Below are 20,024 nucleotides of genomic sequence, written 5' to 3'. Positions count from 1 at the left end.
TCGGCTGTTTTATTTATTTCATTCGGCTTGAATGATATGTCCATTGGCCGGCGCATGCAGCGCTTCGCATCGGCAGATGCACTGAATATATTGCATGCCTCCGGTTAAGCCGGTTATCGGACGCGCAGGATCCAATTCATCGGCATTATCCAATTCAATGAAATAATTGCAGACGCCTGCCGCCCGGGCGGCAGTCAGAATGGACGGCCAATCCAGCACTCCGCGCCCAACCTCGGCCATCTCTCCATCCGCCGACATATCCTTCAAATGGATCGCTTTAACGAGTCCGGCATACCGCTTAAGCATCTGAACCGGATCTAATCCCGATTTTGCGATCCAATACGTGTCCAGCTCAAGCTGCATCCATTCCGGGCCTACGGCCTGAAGCAGGTCGTCGAGCACGAAGCCTGATCCGCTTAACTTCCATTCTGCTTCATGATTATGGTAAAGAAATTGAAACCCGTATGCCCGAATTTGCTTGGCAATACAGGCCGAGCGTAGGCAAGCTGCCCGTGCAAGTCTGTATATAGCAGCTCTAGCTGCACATGTGTCGACACAGCCCGCACCTGTGTTTGCTCAAGCAGCGCTTTCATTTGCCCGGGAGGAATTTGATAGTAGCCGGCAAGCTCCACCTCGCGAAAACCGGCGGCCGATAAGGCTGCAAGCGTCTGGGGAACGTTTTTTTCCAGCACATTCCGTACCGAATACAGCTGTACACCGCTTAAACGCTCGCACCATTGAATGGAATTATAATGAAATGACATCACATTCCACCCCATCAGCCTTTTATAGTAAGTATAATCTGCCGGTTCTAATTAAATGACTGACTGGACAATATGGTTAGCAGCAGCAACGAATTGTTGCACCGGTGCATAAAAGTACGCACCTGGTCAACACTGTTTCTCTAGACCCACATGGGTTCGTTCGGGTATGATACCGATAGGTTATTATCGAGATTTAAAAATACATACGTTATTACGCTTGGGAGGGTATTGAAACTGAATCAGTATGAAGAGATTAAACAGGGCGAGAAGGGTGCCTGGGTCAGTATCGGTGCTTACTTGGCGCTATCTGCTCTTAAGCTCGGTGCAGGCTACTGGTTTGTGTCAGGGGCTCTCGTTGCAGACGGATTTAACAATCTTACGGACATCGTTGCATCCGCAGCTGTATTGATCGGATTGCGCATTTCGCAAAAGCCGCCGGATAAGGACCATCCGTACGGCCATTTTCGCGCGGAGACGATTGCAGCGCTCATTGCTTCTTTCATTATGGCGACCGTCGGTATCCAAGTATTAATCAGCGCCGTCAAATCGTTATTCGCTTCGGAGCATTCTGTTCCGGATTTAACTTCGGCATGGGTTGCTCTGTTTGCAGCTGTATGTATGGCTGGCGTCTACATTTATAATCGCAGATTGGCCCTTCGGATAAATAACCAGGCTTTACTCGCCGCAGCGAAGGACAATTTGTCGGATGCTCTTGTCAGTATCGGTGCAGCAATCGGTATTATAGGAGCACAATTCGGCTTGCCATGGCTTGATCCAGTAGCTGCATTAGCGGTAGGCGCAATTATTTGCAAAACGGCATGGGAAATTTTTTATAGCTCCACTCATGCGCTAACGGATGGTTTTGACGAAAATGAGCTTTCTTCCTTGCGCACGACAATCGCAAAGACGAAGGGCGTTAAATCGATAAAGGATATTAAGGCCAGAGTCCATGGCAGCCATGTACTTATTGATGTGATCGTTCAGGTTGATCCCGGGCTTACGCTTATTGAAAGTCACCGGATAAGTGATGAAATCGAGCATCGAATGGGGCGTAAGCACAATATCATGAGCGTGCACGTACATGTCGAGCCTCATGTTTTTGGAATTATTGAAGAAAACGTGACGGAAAAGCATTAGAATATAAAGGCCGGTCGGGGAAACTCCCTGACCGGCCTTTATTCGGATACATTATAGGATTATCAAGCTGCAAGCGGTTTGCGCCGCCTGCCATGTTAGGAATCAATTTGAACAGTCGTACCATCCGATTTTTTGATTGGTGTGGCCTGCTCGGTTTCAGCTTGTGTTTCCGCTATCGCTTTTTTTTTGTTATGCCTTTTGCGAAGCAAAAGATACACAATGATGACCGGCACGGCTCCTACGAAAATGTATAAGGAAACATCCTTAACCATGCTCTCCGCGGCCCGCCCATAGAAGTAAAACAAGAGACCGACAATATAAAACTTTAATCCCCGTCCGATAGCCGCGTAACCGATCAGCCTCCATAGGGGGAAGTTTAAGACGCCGGATAAAATGGTAAAAACTTTGAAGGGGATCGGTGTGAACGATCCGATAAGAATAGCAGCTTCGCCATTTTTCTGAAACCGGACCGTCGCTGCGTCGATCCACTCTTTTTTTAGAAATCTATAGAGAACTGATTTGCCCATTACTTTGCCTAAATAATAACCAACTGGTGTTCCTAAGAGACAGGCTATATATCCTACGGTAGCCAACCATAATGCTGTAGAGGGATTGAGTATGCTTAATGATACTTGAAGGAAAAATGCGGGTATCGGGAAAATAACTGCATCAAGAAAAGCATGTATAAATAATCCCAACGGACCAAATTCCTTTAAAAAATCGACTACAGCTTGAAACATTACCAGGCTCCCTTTCCGTCAACTAGCCTGCACATAAAGCCTACTTTATGAGATAAATCAAGCAAAGGTTCCTTTATATGCTAACATATGATGAAGCTCGTTGAAAAAGCGCTTTAGCGCTTGATATTTTATTATAGCATATTTAATACGGTTAAGAAGATGATAGGTGTCATGTGTTTTTTTGAAAGCAGCAGTTGAATTTGAGCGGGCATATGTTCAAGGGAGTAGAGAATTTTGAAAATAAGTCCATTCATGGCGTTATTTTAGCTGCTGTTACATAAGACCTTTCATAGTACTGTTATTTGTACGGCTTAATCTTTTGGAATGTTCTATAGTGTAACCCATTTGTTCTCCAGCTCTAGCTCCAACTCATATGAACGAACTCGTGTACTGCCGCTTGCAGGTTTCAGCCACTTTTTATTAACCATTTGCTGCAGCCATTTTCTAGCTGTCTTGTTCTCGATCCCAAAATGCGCGCATACGTCGCCGGGAGTAAAAGGCCTAGCTAGCTTGATGGCGAGCCTTAAGACTTCCTTTTCAGTATAATTTGCGCCAAGATCATATGTTTCCGTGCCTAGCCACCTGCCCATAAATTGCTGGAGCTTCTGCTGGCAGAAGCGCGGATTGTCTTTGATGTCATCGAAGCTGAAGCGCAGCAACTTCCAGCCGTCGATAATTAAATCGTTTTGCCGCCTGAGATGATCGGAGAATTGCACGCGATTTAAGTTTTTCCAGTGAAAGCCGTAGCTGTCAATTTCAATCGCCAGCCTCAAGATGGATCGAATATAGGCAAAGTCAATGTATCGATCCCCATCCTTATAATCATGCGTTTCATATTCCGGATGCAGGTGCTGCAAATTCCCGAAAGCCGGCCACCATACGCGCTCCAAAAACAGCTTCTCCGCATAGTCATGCCCCTCCATCAGCCGTCTCAGCGACTCTCCCTTCCGTGCGTCCAGATGCTCCTTCATAAACAAATGATGCGCTTCTACAAACTTCATGTTTCCTCTCCCCTTAAGTGAAATTTGCGGTACTTGATAAAAAAAGCCGCCTGCATACGGGTAAACCCGTAAACAAGCGGCGTGTGCTTCACGACGTCACATTGCGGTAATTATATTAACAGCTTGAGCAGCTTGGTTACCCATTCCATGAATGCGTACCCCCATCATAATGTCTTAATCGGAATTGCAGTTGTTCCATTCTTAGATTGCGAAAGGCACTTATGGTAAGCAGCTCACAAAGAACAGATGATTAGCGGTAAAAGGTTCTCTTATTATTGCCAGATGCCCTATATCGAGTCATATAGCGGTGAAAAAGGTCGTTAAGCTAGCGTAATCGGGACTTTAGCAGCGAGAATTATCAGAATAAGACCATTCATTACTGCTATTACGGATATAGGGTACCGATTCAGCTCAATAGCAGTAATAATTGGCGTTATGTACGGGACAGGGCCATCGTTAGTGATCATCTGAAGAAGCGATGCTGCACCCGTGTCTGACGCCGTAAGACGACTGGCGATATGTGCCGGCGAATGCTAGTAATTATGTACAGAAGCAGCGCTACTCCCTTGTCTGGCGCCGCGAGACGCCGCTTTGCTGGGCGGCTTGGATGACGCGGCGGCGCACCTCTTCTACGACTTTGCTGTTAAACACGCTCGGTACGATGTACATAGGGCTCAGCTCATCGTCGCTGATGACGGAGGCGATAGCCTCTGCTGCCGCAAGCTTCATCTCTTCATTAATCGTTGTAGCGCGGCTGTCGAGGGCTCCTCGGAAAATGCCCGGAAAACAAAGAACATTATTAATTTGATTCGGGTAGTCGGATCGGCCCGTTGCGAAGACGGCAACGATATCCTCTACCAGCTCGGGTCTTATTTCGGGCTCAGGATTAGCCATCGCGAATACAATTGGATCCTTAGCCATTGTTTCAATATGGGCACGCGTCAATATGCCGCCGGCTGATACGCCAATGAATACATCTGCTTCTTTTAGAGCATCTGCCAGTCCGCCGCTGCGCCGCTGCGTGTTCGTATGGTCAGAGTACCACTGCCACATGGGATTGTCGTAAGTCCGGTCGGCGGTCAAGATGCCTTCGCGGTCCACGCCGACGATATGCTGAGCGCCTCCCGCGAGCAGCATTTTGGTACATGCGGTACCCGCCGCCCCGATCCCGCAAATGACGATGCGGGCATCGTGCAGGCTGCGGCCGGTCAGCTTAAGCGCATTAAGCAAGCCTGCATACAAGACGACGGCCGTTCCGTGCTGATCGTCATGAAAGACGGGGATATCCAGCTCATCCCTCAGTCTTTGTTCGATTTCGAAGCAGCGTGGTGAAGAGATGTCCTCTAAATTAATGCCTCCAAAGGCAGGAGCGAGATTTTTGACAGTCGCGATAATGGCTTCCGTATCCTGGGTGTCGAGGCAAAGCGGAAAAGCATCTACGTCGGCAAATTGCTTAAACAGCATCGCTTTGCCTTCCATGACCGGCATCGCTGCATACGGGCCGATATTGCCTAGACCGAGTACGGCGCTGCCATCCGAAACGACTGCGACCATATTTCTTTTTACGGTTAGCGTATAAGCTTTGGACGGCTCTTCGGAAATGGCTTGGCATACTCTGGCGACATCCGGCGTATAAACACGCGACAAGTCATCACGGTTTTGGATGGGGGTTTTAGGCTGGATCGTAATTTTTCCGCCCAAATGAAGCAGGAAAGTACGGTCGGAAATATGGACTAACCGAATCCCGGGTAATGATTTCATCGCTGCCGTAAGCCGTTCGGCTGCGCCATGCTCGGCTATTTTGACGGTTAAGTCGCGCAAGCTCTTGTTTTTGTCCGTATGTATGACGTCTATAGCGATGATGTCGCCCTTCGCTTGCTCGATCGCCGTAGCCGCGCGTCCGAACTGGGCGAGATTCGTATCGATCTCCAGCCTCAAAATAATCGTTTTCCCGTCTCTCATATGTGAACTCATAATAAACAGCTCCCTTCATCAGTTATACTATTTGGATAAGGGCATACAATTTATGCTTCATTCTCGTTTGGAAGAAGAACGCCGTCACTGCATCAGTCGCAGGACGGCGTTCGGACAACTCGTCGGGTCGTATTGTTGGTTTCGTTTCGTTAGCAGACTGTCCCTGAATTGACCTGAGGCGTAGGGCTCGTGGATGAGCGAGAGCCATCGGTCGACGGTATCGTTCGAGTCGAGCATTTCACCAAAGCCGTTGCTTATGAAGTATTCGCAGTTCTCTTCCTCTTGTCCGGGAATCGGCTCATAAAACAGCATCGGAATTCCTTTGCTCATTCCTTCGGTGCAGGTCATGCCGCCCGGTTTCGTAATGAGTAAATCCGATGCGTCCATCAGCTTGTTGACCTCACGGGTGAAGCCGAGAACGCGGATGTTTGGATGTTGAAAGAGCGGATCTGCAAGCATCTTTTCCTTCATTTTTTCATTCGAGCCGACACAGTAAATGAGCTGAGTGCTCTCCCGCCATTTGGTCATATACTCCAGGGCATTATCCTCGTACATAATTCCCCATCCGCCGCCCATTATGAGTACGGTGGGCATATTTTTCAAGCCAAACTGCTGTCGTACTTCTTCTTTCTCGTATTTATGCCAGAAATTCGGATGAACAGGTATTCCTGTTATTTCGATTCGGTCAGTCGTAACCCCTTTTTCCACGAGTCTTTCCTTCACGAGCTCGCTCGAAACGAGGTAGCGGTTGACTTCCTGATTTACCCATGATCCATGCGCATCGTAGTCAGTAATCAACGTATATAACGGCATGTCCAGTCCCAGTCGTTTGAGCCGTGCAACAACCGCATTCGGTACAGGATGGGTGCATACGATTAAATCCGGCTTTAATTGGGATATTACATGGGATGTTTGGGTATAAAACATACGGTGAAGCGCAAGCTGCGTAAAGCGGTTAAACGATTTTTTATAATTGCTGCGGTACATAAGACCGACCATCTTAGGCTGTTTGCTTACTGTTTTGCGGTATGCAGATATAATCCATGGACCAAGCACCGGATTAAGAAATTTACCAAGCTCGATGACTCGGGTCTGAATCCCCGGACATAACTGCTTTAGTCCGACAGCGAGCGCATAGGCAGCTTGAGTATGACCGGAGCCAAAGCCTTCAGAGAGCAGCAGCACTCTTTTCTTACGCATTCATTCCACCTACTTTTCTAATTCCATATTACGATGCAAGAGCGGCTAACACAAGTTTTATCCGATAGGGTTGCATATAATGCGGTGGTTAATTTATCCTTAACACAGATGAACATATTATTATGATATGTATCCCTTGAGTCAACTATATTTACATAAATTTTACAAGTGGAAATAAAATAAAAGCGAGGATGAAGCGAATGGAACGATTAAATCAGGATGATCAGAGCTTGAAAATTGGGGATTACGTTCGAGCGGAAGTGCGCTCGGGACATTATATAGGAGAGCTTATTGAAATGAATGGGCCCAGGGCGCTTGTAAAAGTACTTGCTGTACTTAAGCATCCGGAGCAAGGAGACCTGCACAATCCCTATAATCCGGACGTGCCAATGTTTCATGAGCGGCGCGCGCTCAGCTATACGGAAAAAACGACTGTTCTGATCCGTGATGTGAAGCAGTATACGAGCGTCATTCCTGAATATAACGCTTCGTTAAGAGCTGCAGCTGAAGCGGAAATCGCTGCACTCGACCGGCTGCAGCGCTGGACTGCAAAAGGGCTTGAGCAAATGCAGCAGCTTCAGAAGGAGTACAAATAGCGTAATATTAATTGTTGATAAAGAAGGTTTTTAACGTATCGCGATAGATGACCTGAAATTGCAGACCTTCGGATATAGCAGCTAGCGGGACGTACAGCGTGCTTGCTTTGCCGCCCGAATGAATGAAGGCAGGCGTGCATCGAGCCGCTTAGATACGCCCTTAATGCTAATAGAGGCAGCGCCGGCGGTTATATCGACCGTACTGTTCTTCAGCATCACGGAAGCGGTCTGCATGGAGGCGTTCCACTTGATGGCGGCGCCAATAGCATCCGTGATGCTTCGGAGCGGCACATAGGTTTGGTTTTACCCCGCTCTCTCTAGGCTTGACTACAAGGTAATCGCCCCAAATGGCCTTCGATAAGGCTTTCCCCATTGCCGCATAGCCGGCCCTGCTAGGATGAATATCTCCCTGAGCAATTGATGTAAAGCTGACCTCTTTCTCAATAAACGATAAAGCGACGTTTACGATTTTCACATGAAAGCCATCCTTCGTTAAATGCCCAGTTACCTGATTTAGACGCTCGCGAAGCTGCTTGCGCTATTTTGCAGAAACAATCGGTCGCTTTCGGGGTATAATGGGAAAGTTAAGGCTCCGATCTTTACTGGCTGAGGGATAGGCAGATATTGATCTGCGATTACGACCTCGGCATCTGGCTGCAGGCTCAGCATCAGTCTAAGCAATGGTGTAAGGAGAAGCGAAGCCGGACATAAGCAGTTTGGCGAATAGGGCAGCGGCAGAAGCGCGAAGCGGCACTTTCCTAAACTTGCTATACAACACGCACACATCCTTCTGATAAAATATAAGGGAATATAGGTCGCATTCCTATGCTATGCTTATGTTTTGGAGCGAGGAGGGGGCCATTCCGCAGGCAGAAGCTACCTTCCATCTGCGGTTGTAGTAAAATAGTGCAAATAATTATGAAAATATTAAATTGATTCCGCTATGGCCTAATGTTAAAATAATATAATAATCGCAATGTCGCGGTATAGGCCCGGTATATGGTCAATTAAACGCGGGGCGCTCGCAATCCGAGCCGCTGACCGTTTAGCTTATGAATGGCAAGGAGCAGGCCGATGCGCCTCGCTGACTACCATTCTATGATAAAACAAGTTAAAAATGAAGCGTAATGCGTATTCATCGGTGCTTATTTTCAACACGTTCACGCTTACCCAAAAATCTTCTCATAGAAAGGTTGCACACAATGAAAGAACATATTTTGGGATTGCCGCCGAAGCAGGGGCTCTATGATCCGCAATTCGAGAAAGATGCTTGCGGCATGGGCTTTGTGGCAAATATCAAGGGAATCAAATCACATAAGGTCATCCGCCAAGCGCTGATGCTGCTCGAGAATATGGAGCATCGCGGCGGTCAAGGCAGCGAACCGAATACAGGAGACGGAGCTGGTATTTTGCTTCAAATTCCGCATGCATTTTTTGCAGCTGAGTTAATGAAGCAAGAAATCAAGCTTCCGGCGGAAGGCCACTATGCTGTCGGTATGATTTTCATGCCGCAGGATGAAGCTGCACGCATTGCAATTGAGCGTGAAGTGGAAGCAATCGTTCAAGAGGAGAACCAATCGGTAATCGGATGGCGTACCGTTCCGACGAATGATAAGAAGCTGGGTGAATCCGCATTAGCTGTGAAGCCATTTGTTCGTCAGCTATTTATCGGAATGAACGATAGTCTGAAGGATAATATGGCATTTGAACGCAAATTATACGTGATTCGGAAGCGCGCTGAGCTTGCGATTCGTTATGCCGGCAAAGAAGGCGGCAATATGTTCTACTTCTCGAGCTTATCCTCGAGAAAGATTGTTTACAAAGGGATGCTTACGACTGAGCAGGTTCGTTCTTTCTACACCGAGCTAAATGACGAGTCAGTTGTATCGGCGATGGCGCTCGTTCACTCCCGTTTCAGTACGAACACATTCCCGAGCTGGGAACGCGCGCATCCTTTCCACTACATGATTCACAACGGCGAGATTAACACGCTTCGCGGTAATGTGAACTGGATGCATGCCCGTCAAACGTTGTTTGCAACTGAATTGTTCGGCGACGACATCGAGAAAATCAAACCAGTCATTAATCCGGACGGTTCCGACACGGCGATGTTCGATAACACGCTTGAGTTCTTGTTCCTGTCTGGCCGCTCCATGGCCCATGCTGCAATGATGATGGTACCGGAGCCGTGGTCTAATCACGAGAAAATGAGCGACGAGCGCAAAGCATTTTACGAATACCACAGCACACTGATGGAGCCATGGGACGGACCGGCTGCGCTCGGCTTTACTGACGGCGTGAAAATCGGTGCGGTGCTTGACCGTAATGGTCTTCGTCCGGCTCGTTACTACGTAACGAAGGACGACCATATTATTCTTGGCTCTGAGGCTGGAACGGTTGCCATTCCGCCTGAAGATATTTTATACAAAGACCGCTTGCGTCCAGGACGCATGCTGCTTGTTGATACAGAGAAAGGCCGCATCATCTCCGACGAGGAAGTGAAGGCGGAGATCGAGACGGAGCACCCTTACCGCGAATGGCTTAATGAGCATCTCGTTGATTTGGAAGATCTGCCGGATGCCCCTGAATTGCCTGAACCGAACCATGCTACCGTCCAAATGAGACAGCAAGCTTTCGGCTACACGTTTGAAGATGTTCGCAAAGTGCTTGAACCAATGGCCGGCAGCGGCGCGGAGCCAATCGCTTCGATGGGCTACGATGCTCCGCTTGCGGTATTGTCGGAACGCCCGCAGCGTTTATACAATTACTTCAAGCAATTGTTCGCCCAAGTAACGAATCCGCCGATTGATGCGATTCGTGAGGAAATTATTACATCGACCGGCACGACCATTGGACCTGAGCGCAATCTGCTCAATCCTGAGCCGGAGAGCTGCCGTCATATCAAATTGGATACGCCGATTTTATCTAACGAGCAATTCGCTAAGCTTCGCCATGTGCGCCGTCCTGGCTTCCGTTCGATCACGCTTCCGATCTTCTTCCCTGCGAATGAAGGCGAATCGGGCTTGCGCGCAGCGCTTGCACAAATGTGCGAAGCGGCTGATCGCGTTATCGCGAAAGGACATAATCTGCTTATTCTATCCGATCGCGGCGTCGACAAGGACAATGCGGCAATTCCGGCACTGCTGGCTGTCTCGGCTTTGCATCATCACCTGATCCGTCAAGGCACGCGTACGAAAGTAGCTATCTTGCTTGAATCGGGTGAACCGCGTGAAGTGCATCACTTTGCTTTGCTGCTTGGTTACGGCGTAAGTGCGGTTAACCCTTACCTTGCGTTCGAGACGCTTGACGATATGATTCGTCAAGGCATGCTGCGCGGAATTTCGCATGACAAAGCAGTTAAAAACTTTATCAAAGCAGCGACTAAAGGCGTTGTCAAAATATTGTCTAAAATGGGTATCTCGACCATTCAGTCTTACCGCGGCGCGCAAATTTTCGAAGCGCTCGGCTTGAAAGAGGAAGTCATCAACGAGTACTTCACATGGACGCCGTCACGTATCGGCGGCATCGGTCTTGACGTTATCGCTGAAGAGACGCTCAAGCACCATAGCCGCGCATTTGCTGAGCAAGAGGGCGGAGAGAAGGAGCTTGACTCCGGCGGCGAGTACCAATGGCGTAAAGACGGCGAAGACCATTTGTTCACGCCGCAGACGATTCATACGCTGCAAATGGCTTCCCGCGCAAACGACTATAAGCTGTACAAGAAGTTCTCGGCACTCGTACAGGGTGAAGACAAGAAGCATCTAACGCTTCGTTCCTTGCTTCAATTCAAGGAAGGCCGCCAGTCTGTGCCGCTTGAGGAAGTTGAGTCGATCGAATCGATCGTTAAACGGTTCAAAACCGGCGCGATGTCGTTTGGTTCGATCAGTAAAGAAGCGCATGAGAGCCTGGCTATTGCGATGAACCGTTTAGGCGGCAAGTCAAATACGGGCGAGGGCGGGGAAGATCCTGCACGCTTCATTCCAGATGCAAACGGAGATTCCAGACGCAGCGCAATTAAGCAGGTTGCATCCGGACGTTTCGGCGTAACGAGCAACTACCTGGTTAATGCGGACGAGATTCAAATTAAAATGGCTCAGGGCGCTAAGCCTGGTGAAGGCGGACAATTGCCTGGCCTTAAAGTATATCCTTGGGTAGCCGAGGTTCGTGGTTCAACGCCTGGAGTAGGCCTCATCTCGCCTCCTCCGCATCACGATATTTATTCGATCGAGGATTTGGCAGAGCTTGTTCATGACTTGAAAAATGCTAACCCGCGCGCTCGCATCAACGTGAAGCTCGTATCCGGTGTTGGCGTAGGAACAATTGCAACCGGCGTAGCGAAAGGCCGTGCGGACGTTATTATGGTCAGCGGCTACGATGGTGGAACAGGAGCTTCTCCGATGGGCTCGATCCGTCACGCGGGTCTGCCGTGGGAGCTTGGTCTTGCAGAAACGCATCAAACGCTAATGCTGAACAAATTGCGTGATCGCGTTGTCCTTGAAACGGACGGCAAAATGATGAATGGCCGCGACGTTGCGGTTGCAGTGCTGCTTGGAGCTGAAGAATACGGCTTCTCGACTGCTCCGCTCATCGTGCTTGGCTGTATCATGATGCGAGTATGTCAACTGGATACATGTCCGGTAGGCGTTGCGACACAAAATCCGGATCTGCGGAAGAAATTTATGGGAGATCCTAGCCATGTCGTTAACTACCTGCGCTTCATTGCTGAAGAGCTGCGTGAGATTATGGCAGAGCTTGGCTTCCGTACGATTCAAGAAATGATTGGCCGCGTCGATATTTTGGAAACGAAGCAGCTTCGCGAGCATTACAAAGTGAAAGGCATCGATCTTTCAGGCTTGCTGTACGAAGCGGATCTTCCGCACGATGCAGTACGCTATAACGTTCAAGAGCAAAACCACGGACTTGAGCTATCGCTTGATATGCAGCAGCTCGTTCCTCTTGCGCAAGCAGCGCTCGAGAACGGTGAACGCGTACGCGGTACATTCCCTATCTTGAACACGAACCGTGTTGTCGGAACGATTCTCGGCAGTGAAGTGACTCGCCGTTACGGCGCAGCCGGTTTGCCTGAGGATACGATTTCCTACCATTTCGTTGGAACGGCTGGCCAAAGCTTTGGCGCATTCGTACCGAATGGAATTACGCTATCCATCGAAGGCGATTCGAATGACTACGTCGGAAAAGGTTTATCGGGCGGCAAAATCATCGTAGCACCGTCTCCGAAGGCAACCTTCGTTGCCGAGGATAATGTTATTATCGGTAACACTGCGCTGTATGGCGCAACTAGCGGTCAAGCTTATATCCGCGGAACTGCTGGTGAACGCTTCGCTGTACGGAATAGTGGAGCTAACGTTGTTGTAGAAGGCGTGGGCGATCACGGCTGTGAATATATGACTGGCGGACGCGTCGTTATTCTCGGTAACACGGGACGAAACTTTGCGGCTGGTATGTCCGGCGGCGTCGCATATATCTACGATGAGAAGGGCGATTTCTACAACCATTGCAATTTGGAAATGGTACTGCTGGAGCGTCTCGAGGATTCACTGGATATTGCTGAGCTGCGCGGTTTGATTGAATCACATGCCCAATATACGGAGAGCGCAATTGCCACCCTCATATTAAACGATTGGGATGTATCGCTTTCGAAGTTCGTTAAAGTTATTCCGAAGGATTACAAGCGTATGCTTGAGCAAATCCGTAAGGTCGAGGATAGCGGCCTAGTAGGCGATGCTGCACTGCTTGCAGCCTTCGAAGCGAACAAAAAAGAGCTTGCACGCGCAGGCGGCAAGTAATAACACCAAGCATAAATAGACTTATATTTCGATAAAGGGACTGTCCCTGAAGTAGCACAAACTACTTCAGGCGACAGTCCCTTTTGTTTTTCGACAAAATGCCACTAAATTAGAAAAAAAGCCGCACCCATTAACCGACATATTCCATCCGATGGCTCGGTTATAATGAGGTTAAAATAGGCTTCCTTATCATCACTCTAGTAAGAGACGGTCGTATTTTGCGTTCATCTCCGCTTATCCCTCTATTCTGCAAGTCGGCTGTCGATGCTCATCGAATTCCTCCTGTCATAGAACGATTGCTAGTTTTAAATGAATATGAAAATGTAACCATTGAATGCTCCGGCTGCAAAGCATGAGAATATGCGATCATTTTTGCTAATAGGTAAGATGGAGGAATTGAGCATGGCTACGAAATCAAATGATGCCTCGCGCGCTCACTTCAGGCTTCGCTTCACAGAAGGCGTGAAGGCAGAGCTTAGGCTAATTAGTAATGATGGACAGCTGCTTACACCCTCGACGACTACAGTGCTCCTGCTTAATTTAAGCCAAAACGGCTTATGTTTTTTATCAGGGCTAAAGCTGCCGATACAGCAAAACTATTCCGTTGAATTCAGAATGACGATTTCGAACGTACAAATTATTGTTCGCGGCCGAATCGTTTGGAATGCAAAGAAAGATAATCAATATGCTCACGGCGTGCTGTTTGAATGTTCAAATACGCTTCGTTCTTTAATTATAGGCGTGATGAATCAAGAAATATTGGAGAGACAGCCGCAGCAGCGAAAAATTCATTATTTATACAGCAGATTATTGAATAAAAAGCGGATGCATTACAGCGGCTAGCTCAATCATTAGCAGCTTGGCAATCGCATGAATGAAGGGGGACAAGCTTTGAAAATCATATTATTATCAGGCGGATCAGGGAAGAGACTATGGCCCTTATCGAATAGCAATCGTGCAAAGCAATACTTATCGGTGCTGGGAACCCCGACGGGCGGCATGGAATCGATGCTGCAGCGGCTTTGGCGTCAGCTTGACGAAGCCGATCTACAGGAGCATACCCGCATTGCGACCTGTCGTCAGCAGGTAGAGCTCATACAGGGGCAAGTAGGCGAAAAAGCACCGCTCATTATTGAACCTGAACAACGTGATACCTTCCCGGCAGTGGCGCTCGCTGCTGCTTATTTATATTCAATCGCTGGTGTATCTTTAAGTGAAACGGTCATTATTATGCCGGTGGACGCATATGTTGGTAGTGATTTCTTTACATGCATAAGAGGGCTTCCTAAGCTGTTCAGGGAAAGCCGGTCGGAGATGCTGATGATTGGGACAAGGCCTAGCTTTCCATCAGAGCAATACGGCTATATCGTTCCTATGGCAAGCCCTTATACCGACGATGAGGAGATGTATGAACGCAAGGTGCGTACATTCAAGGAAAAGCCTCATGAGGCGGAAGCGGAATCGTTAATCAAGAATGGTGCATTATGGAACAGCGGCATCTATGCGTTTCAGCTTGATTATATGATCTCGACGCTTATGGAACGCGGCCTGCCTATTCATTATGATGAATTATATAAACAGTACGGCAGAATGCCGAATTCAAGCTTTGAAGCCGAAGTCACACAAAAAACGTCTTCTCGATCAGTCATTTGCTTCGATGGGGAATGGAAGGATCTAGGGAGCTGGAAAACGTTGTCTGAGAAAATATCCTTTGATCGGCTAGGAATTGGCGAAGTATCGGATGATAGCGATCAGTCTCAGCTTATTAATGAGCTCGACATTCCTATCTCGATTATCGGTTTAAATAATGTGATTGTAGCCGCAAGCCAGGATGGAATTCTTGTAACAAGCAAGGATGCCGGTTCCGTGTTAAACGCGAAGCTTCTGTCTATGAATGAGCGACCCAAGTTTGAGGAACGACGCTGGGGACATTCGAAAGTAATTGATTCAGCCGTACTGCCATCAGGACTACATACCGTCACAAAGCGAGTGTTTATAGCTGCAGGACAGAACATCAGCTATCAAATGCATTTTAAACGAAGAGAGGTGTGGACTATATTATCTGGAAAAGGGCTGCTGATCTTGGACGAGGCGTATCGCGTTGTTGAACAGGGTGACGCCATAACCATTCCAGAACGCTCCAGACACAGTATACGTGCTGTTACGGATCTTGAGCTAATCGAGGTGCAAACCGGTAAACAAATCAATGAGGAAGATGTTATCACGCTTGGTGTGACGTGGGACGAGATTACGAGTCAACTAAATATGGCGTAGGAGACAAGATTATGGTTCGGAATGAGCTGGCTGTCATTATTGCGAAGGTCATTGAAAATCGGGGCTCAATCGATGTTACATGCTACGGTGATGCGATGTTTCCATTATTGCGTGATGGAAATGTGACGACTTTCGTTCGCGTGCGTGAAGAGGAGCTGCAGATCGGAGATGTGTGCTTGTTTGAAACGAATGAGGGTCACCTTTTGCTTTATCGCATGATTGATATTGACGATGAACAGCAGCCAGCGATGTATACATTCCGGGGCGATACATGCGATATACCACAACAACCCGTTACCTTTTCCCATATTATAGGTAAATTGAAAGCTGTCCACCGTGATGGAAAGGTATTGTATGTGAATCATTGGCGGTCGCGTCTATTGGAGGCAGCGGTGCTTCAAATTCCGTTCTGGTCGAAATTTTCCAGGTGGATGGCTAATCGGCGTTATGATCGGGCATCTGCCATTTAACGCAGCATCCCGCAAATTACCCTAGAGGTTGAGACATTCATTACGAAGAGAGAGGAAGCGATCTATCGGATGAAATGTTCAGAGGACCGTTTTTATTGTGTTAGTTGCGGACAGATGGTTTTAAGCCCTGAGGCGGATATTTTGTTTCGAACAGGATTTTTTCGAGTGGTGCATCCAATGGGTTATTGCTTATCATGCAGCATAGAGCAGGATAAGCTGGATGCTAAAGCCGGATCGCCGGGTAAGACCAGTAACTACGATTATAAAATGTTCCTTCGTGCAGACGCGAAAGCTGCCGAACATGTTATACAACCCTACCGGACGAATGATAATGAGAACCTCTGCTCTACAGTATAGCTGTAGAGCAGAGGTTATTTTTTGTAAACTTCCAATTGTTTCCTGAATCGTTTATAATAAATAGGATTTGGATTTTTGGAGGAGGAGCACTGAATATGGAGCAGCCCATCGTTAAATTGCAAAATGTGACTAAAAAAATCGGTAACAGAACGATTATTGACCGGTTGACACTTGATTTACCGCTCGGAGAAGTATTCGGTTTCCTCGGTCCCAACGGCTCGGGCAAGACGACTACGATTCGGATGATGGTTGGCTTAATGTCTCTTACAGACGGTGAAATAACAATTGGCGGACATAGCATTACGAAGCATTATGAAAAAGCGATTCGCCATGTTGGCGCAATTGTAGAAAATCCGGAAATGTATAAATATTTGAGCGGGTATGATAATTTAATTCATTATGCGCGTATGATTCCAGGGATTACAGAGCATCGCGTTCATGAGGTCGTTAAGCTTGTAGGCCTTGAAGGGCGAATTCGCGATAAGGTGAAAACCTACTCGCTTGGCATGCGGCAGCGGCTGGGCGTAGCGCAGGCAATATTGCATAAACCGCAGCTGCTTATTTTGGATGAACCTACAAACGGCTTGGATCCTGCGGGCATACGCGAGCTGCGTGATTACTTGCGCTTGCTTTCCAAGGAGGAGGGTATTGCCGTATTCGTGTCGAGTCACTTGTTATCCGAGATGGAGCTTATGTGCGACCGCGTTGCCATTATCCAGAATGGTAAACTGATTGACATCAGGACGATTCGCGGCGAGCATGCTGCTAAAGTAAATAACCGCGTCGTCATCGAAGTCGACCGCCCGCAGGGCGCTTTGAAGGTACTTCAGGCTGCTGGACGATCAGGGGAGTTTGATGGTGAGAACGCGCTCACGGTTGAGGCTGACAAGGAAGGTACCGCTGCTATTAATGCTTCGCTTGTGTCAGCCGGAATTAAAGTATACGGCATTCGGGCACAAGTCAAAACGCTTGAAGATCAATTTTTGGAAGTAACGGGAGGGGAACGCATTGGTTAATTTTTTGCCGCTTATTCAAAATGAGAATATGAAAATTTACCGCCGTCCCCGCACGTGGGTGATGTCAGCTATTATGGTTGTGATAGTGTTAACCATATCGATATTATGGCTCATTTTCGGCGGACGGGATACGTCGATGTGGGATGTCGCTTTTATGGAGTCATCGATTTTGTTTCTGCTTGTAACGATCTTTACAGTCGTTATCGCTGCGGGCGGAGTAGCGGAGGAGTTTACGAGCGGTACCATTAAGCTGCTGCTGATTCGTCCATGGTCGCGGTCGAAAATATTGTTGTCCAAATATATTTCGATTATGATATTTGCTATCATGCTCGCCATTCTATTGTTTGCAAGTACCCTATTTGTGAATTGGATTTGCTTTGGTATCCATGCTTCGCCGGATGTAAAGCCAACCTTTGCTGGAGCGGAAGGGGATAATCCCCTTACCTACATGCTGAAATATTATGGCTTAACTTTAATTTCACTTGTCGTGACGGTAACGCTTGCTTTCATGCTCTCGACAGTGTTCCGCAGCAGCGGTCTTGCAATTGGGATGGCGTTGTTCCTTCTGCTCGGCATCAACAGCTTTATCGGCCTCATTGCGATGCTGGACTATAAATGGATCGATTATCTGCTGTTTATCCATTTGAACCTGACGCAATATCTAGACGGCAACCCGATGCGGCAGGGCATGACCTTAGGCTACTCGCTTAGCGTGCTTGGCGTTTATTACGTCATCTTTATCGCGTTAACCTGGTATATCTTCAATAAGCGTGACGTTGCCTCATAGGCAGCTTAGTTTTAGCAAAAAGCCGTTCCTGCTGCTGCTGAGGCTTCTCCGGAAGCAAGGCAGCAGCAGGAACGGCTTTATTTTTGTTAAAATATAAGAGTGTATAAGTTTCACCCTTATTTCTGCTTATATTTCACCGCGAAACGAGCTGTTGCCGCCAAAGGACGGCGACAGCCGTTTACGCTTATCCTGCACCCTGTCCGGTCAACGTGTCTGCAGGTCGCTCCGCTGCCTGCATCTCGGACAAATTATTGTCATATGATGTAGGTATCGCTGAGGTGGCGGACAGATATAATGGGTGGTGATTGGCGTTGAAAGTGAATGCTACGAAATTTTCGGGCGTTATATTAATTGAGCCTACAGTTTTTGGCGATCAGCGCGGCTTTTTTATGGAGAGCTATAATCAAAGCACATTTAATAAACAGGGTATCACAAATCAATTTATTCAAGATAACCATTCCCTCTCCAGTGAAAAGGGTACCCTTCGCGGGCTGCATTACCAATTAGCCCCTAAGGCGCAGTCGAAGCTTGTAAGAGCTACCGCTGGAGAAATTTATGACGTTGTATTGGATATTAGGAAGGGTTCTCCGACCTATGGACAATGGCAAGGCTTTGTTCTATCGGCTTCGAATAAGATGCAGCTGCTAGTTCCGCGAGGGTTTGCTCACGGCTTCTGCACGCTATCTTCCTATAGCGAAGTTCAATATAAAGTGGATGAAGGATATAGCGCCGAACACGACCGGGGCATAGCATGGAACGATCCCCTACTGGCAATCGACTGGCCGACATCGAATCCGATATTATCGGATAAGGACAGCAGGCATCCGCTGCTGGCCGATGCGGAAATTAACTTTGTATATGAAGGGTGAGCCAGACACGTGAAATTACTCGTAACCGGCGGTGCCGGCTTTATAGGGAGCAACTTTGTTCTATACATGATTAAACGCTATCCCAGCTATGAGATTGTCAACGTCGATGCGCTTACTTATGCGGGTAATCTGGAAAATCTGCGCTCGATCGAGCAGTACCCGAACTATTCGTTCGTGAAAGCGGATATCGCAAACCGTACGCAGCTGGAGCCGTTATTCACAGCAGGCGTCGATGCAGTCATCAACTTTGCAGCTGAATCGCATGTGGATCGAAGCATATTGCATCCGGAAATATTCGTGCAGACGAATATCCTCGGTACGCAAACGCTGCTCGATTTGGCAAAGCAATATAACATCACTAAGTTCGTTCAGGTGTCTACAGATGAGGTTTACGGTACGCTTGGCGCTGCGGGGCTATTTACTGAAGAAACGCCTATTGCGCCAAACAGTCCGTATTCGGCAAGCAAAGCGGGTGCGGATTTGCTCGTTAGAGCTTATCACGAAACATTCGGCCTGAATGTCAACATTACACGCTGCTCCAACAACTATGGTCCATTTCAGTTCCCGGAAAAACTGATTCCGTTGATGATCCAAAATGCGCTGCAAGATAAATCGCTTCCGGTTTACGGGGATGGCCTCAATGTTCGTGACTGGCTGTATGTAGAGGATCACTGCAGCGCTATTGATCTGGTACTGCACAAAGGGCGCGACGGTGAGCTGTATAACGTAGGCGGCCGGAATGAGCGCAACAATCTGCAGGTTATAGGCACTATCCTTGAAGAGCTTGGGAAGCCGGAGACGCTTATCTCGTTTGTGAAGGACCGTCTGGGTCATGACCGCCGCTATGCGATCGATGCGGATAAGATCCGCAATGAGCTTGGCTGGCAGCCGAAATTCAACTACGAGGACGGGATTAAGGAAACGATTCGCTGGTATGTGAACAATGCGGAATGGATGGAGCAGGTCGCGTCCGGCACTTATCGGCAATACTATGATACGAAGTATAAATATCGCCCGGAGGCGAACGGATAA

The 20,024-nt window shown here is 48.0% G+C and carries 17 protein-coding genes; 10 read left to right on the top strand and 7 right to left on the bottom strand.

Going from position 1 to position 20,024, the window contains the following annotated elements; all coding sequences use genetic code 11:
* Positions 1-18: 18 nt before the first annotated feature.
* Together ASG81_RS26315 and ASG81_RS26310 are read right to left on the bottom strand one after the other, a co-directional pair.
* The gene (locus ASG81_RS26315) at positions 19-474 is read right to left on the bottom strand and encodes a sugar phosphate isomerase/epimerase family protein (RefSeq protein ID WP_235549032.1); all 456 of its coding nucleotides are present in this window, start codon (positions 472-474) and stop codon (positions 19-21) included.
* A complete protein-coding gene (locus ASG81_RS26310) occupies positions 417-764 on the bottom strand; it encodes a hypothetical protein (protein ID WP_056641591.1) in 348 nt (115 codons plus the stop codon). Before ASG81_RS26310 ends, ASG81_RS26315 begins: the two co-directional genes overlap by 58 nt.
* A 234-nt stretch (positions 765-998) precedes the next feature.
* On the opposite strand from ASG81_RS26310, the gene ASG81_RS26305 reads away from it, so the two are divergent.
* Positions 999-1,901 carry a cation diffusion facilitator family transporter gene (locus tag ASG81_RS26305; RefSeq protein ID WP_056641721.1) on the top strand — a complete coding sequence of 301 codons (903 nt, stop codon included), beginning with the start codon at positions 999-1,001 and terminating at the stop codon, positions 1,899-1,901.
* A 95-nt stretch (positions 1,902-1,996) separates the two neighbouring features.
* Here ASG81_RS26305 and ASG81_RS26300 read toward each other — a convergent pair whose 3' ends face one another.
* The 4 genes from ASG81_RS26300 to ASG81_RS26285 form a co-directional block, all read right to left on the bottom strand.
* A complete protein-coding gene (locus ASG81_RS26300; protein WP_056641588.1) occupies positions 1,997-2,641 on the bottom strand; it encodes a YqaA family protein in 645 nt (214 codons plus the stop codon).
* A gap of 329 nt (positions 2,642-2,970) precedes the next feature.
* Positions 2,971-3,642: a hypothetical protein gene (locus ASG81_RS26295; RefSeq protein ID WP_056641585.1), complete on the bottom strand. Its 672-nt coding sequence runs from the start codon at positions 3,640-3,642 to the stop codon at positions 2,971-2,973.
* 558 nt (positions 3,643-4,200) lie between these two features.
* Entirely contained in the window at positions 4,201-5,616 is a 1,416-nt protein-coding gene (locus ASG81_RS26290; protein ID WP_056641582.1) for an NAD-dependent malic enzyme, read from the bottom strand.
* Positions 5,617-5,700: 84 nt separating this feature from the next.
* Positions 5,701-6,816, bottom strand: coding sequence for an MGDG synthase family glycosyltransferase (locus ASG81_RS26285; protein WP_056641579.1), 1,116 nt, complete (start codon positions 6,814-6,816; stop codon positions 5,701-5,703).
* Between the two features lie 200 nt (positions 6,817-7,016).
* Between ASG81_RS26285 and kapB the strand changes: the two genes are divergently transcribed.
* Positions 7,017-7,412 (top strand): sporulation phosphorelay system protein KapB, encoded by a 396-nt coding sequence (gene kapB, locus ASG81_RS26280; RefSeq protein ID WP_056641575.1) that lies wholly within the window; start codon positions 7,017-7,019, stop codon positions 7,410-7,412.
* An 81-nt stretch (positions 7,413-7,493) separates the two neighbouring features.
* On the opposite strand, the gene ASG81_RS34215 is transcribed toward kapB, so the two are convergent.
* Positions 7,494-7,703, bottom strand: coding sequence for a stalk domain-containing protein (locus ASG81_RS34215; RefSeq protein ID WP_056641572.1), 210 nt, complete (start codon positions 7,701-7,703; stop codon positions 7,494-7,496).
* Between the two features lie 911 nt (positions 7,704-8,614).
* On the opposite strand from ASG81_RS34215, the gene gltB reads away from it, so the two are divergent.
* The 8 genes from gltB to rfbB all read left to right on the top strand — a co-directional run bounded on the left by gltB (position 8,615) and on the right by rfbB (position 20,024).
* Positions 8,615-13,219, top strand: a complete 4,605-nt coding sequence (gene gltB / locus ASG81_RS26270; protein WP_056641570.1) for a glutamate synthase large subunit — start codon at positions 8,615-8,617, stop codon at positions 13,217-13,219.
* A gap of 402 nt (positions 13,220-13,621) precedes the next feature.
* Positions 13,622-14,062 (top strand): PilZ domain-containing protein, encoded by a 441-nt coding sequence (locus ASG81_RS26265; RefSeq protein WP_056641566.1) that lies wholly within the window; start codon positions 13,622-13,624, stop codon positions 14,060-14,062.
* Positions 14,063-14,110: 48 nt separating this feature from the next.
* Positions 14,111-15,493 (top strand): sugar phosphate nucleotidyltransferase, encoded by a 1,383-nt coding sequence (locus ASG81_RS26260; protein WP_056641563.1) that lies wholly within the window; start codon positions 14,111-14,113, stop codon positions 15,491-15,493.
* 11 nt (positions 15,494-15,504) lie between these two features.
* Positions 15,505-15,963, top strand: a complete 459-nt coding sequence (locus tag ASG81_RS26255) for a hypothetical protein (RefSeq protein WP_056641559.1) — start codon at positions 15,505-15,507, stop codon at positions 15,961-15,963.
* Between the two features lie 452 nt (positions 15,964-16,415).
* Positions 16,416-17,336 carry an ABC transporter ATP-binding protein gene (locus tag ASG81_RS26245; protein WP_056641553.1) on the top strand — a complete coding sequence of 307 codons (921 nt, stop codon included), beginning with the start codon at positions 16,416-16,418 and terminating at the stop codon, positions 17,334-17,336.
* Positions 17,329-18,123 (top strand): ABC transporter permease, encoded by a 795-nt coding sequence (locus tag ASG81_RS26240; protein ID WP_056641551.1) that lies wholly within the window; start codon positions 17,329-17,331, stop codon positions 18,121-18,123. Before ASG81_RS26245 ends, ASG81_RS26240 begins: the two co-directional genes overlap by 8 nt.
* 311 nt (positions 18,124-18,434) lie before the next feature.
* Positions 18,435-18,992: a dTDP-4-dehydrorhamnose 3,5-epimerase gene (gene rfbC / locus ASG81_RS26235; protein WP_056641549.1), complete on the top strand. Its 558-nt coding sequence runs from the start codon at positions 18,435-18,437 to the stop codon at positions 18,990-18,992.
* A gap of 9 nt (positions 18,993-19,001) precedes the next feature.
* Positions 19,002-20,024, top strand: a complete 1,023-nt coding sequence (gene rfbB / locus ASG81_RS26230) for a dTDP-glucose 4,6-dehydratase (RefSeq protein ID WP_056641546.1) — start codon at positions 19,002-19,004, stop codon at positions 20,022-20,024.

It is taken from the genome of Paenibacillus sp. Soil522, from assembly GCF_001428245.1.
Classification (GTDB): domain Bacteria; phylum Bacillota; class Bacilli; order Paenibacillales; family Paenibacillaceae; genus Pristimantibacillus.
The sequence above is the reverse complement of the archived record's forward strand: the minus strand, read 5'-3'. Positions and strand labels throughout refer to the sequence as shown.